Source organism: Vibrio sp. 03_296 (assembly GCF_002265885.1).
The window spans coordinates 1-959 of sequence record NZ_NPKW01000649.1 but is presented as its reverse complement, the minus strand read 5'-3'; the positions used below and the strand labels follow the sequence as shown (position 1 = coordinate 959).

Here is a 959-nt window from a genome sequence, read left to right as displayed (position 1 = left end):
ATGCAGGTTATCGTTCATCTGGATGACCCATTCCTATGTTTTGAAAAAGACAAATTTGTGGGTTTTCTCTTCCTGAACTCTCGAGAAGTGGACGCGTTTGATGAAGGGCTGATTGAGAAACTTCAGCCTTATATTGATATGGTGAAATTCACCATTGTCTCTGAATATCAGATCGTGCACGCCATTGCGGATTGTGCTGAACGAACTCAAGTTCTGTTTCCTGTTTACCATAAAGATTCGTGTGCGCACAAAGAGCGCATGAGCCATTACACCCGAATTATTGCCCACGACATGGCGGAGGAGTGGTCGCTAGACGACGAAACCATAGAGCATCTCTCTCTTTTCGCCCGCTTCCACGATTTGGGTAAAGTGAGACTCGACATCGAACTGGTGTGCAAAACCGATACGCTGGATGCGCAAGAACGCAATACAATGCGTAATCATGTGGAAAATGGCATTAGWAAYCATGGACCGTATTCTTGAATCTCTGGGCAATCCTAATCACCCAAGTATCACATTGTTGCAGCAAATTATAGGCCTATCACCATGAGTTTTTAGATGGCTCAGGTTATCCATTTGGTTTGAAAGGGGAGGAAATACCACCTGCGGCAAGAATTGTCTCGGTGGCGAATGTGTTTGATGCGCTCACCACGCACAGGCCTTATCGCCAAGCTTGGTCGGTGACGCATGCCTTGCTAGAGCTTGAAAAAATGGTGATTGTAGGAAAACTGGATCGCAGATGCGTGAATGCGCTGCGCGAACACCAAGAAGAGCTGCGTGATGTTGTGGCGCGTTTTCCTGAACACGACCCCAAAGATGGTTTCTACTAAAGTCCTTACTTTTAATAGGTAAAGACAATTAAATCTATAGATTCAATCGTTTTTACCTCTAATCTCCGCTCGTCATAGACTACACCCATTGAGAGAAGAAAGGCTTCTCTAGCAAAAATAAATAAGGTG

General features: G+C 44.9%; 2 pseudogenes. Both read left to right on the top strand.

The annotated features are described in order from the left end of the window. Positions 1-483: pseudogene (locus CIK04_RS34225) on the top strand (hypothetical protein); the annotation flags it as partial. A gap of 65 nt (positions 484-548) precedes the next feature. Beyond that, a pseudogene (locus tag CIK04_RS34215) lies at positions 549-830 on the top strand (HD-GYP domain-containing protein); the annotation flags it as partial. Positions 831-959 lie beyond the last annotated feature (129 nt).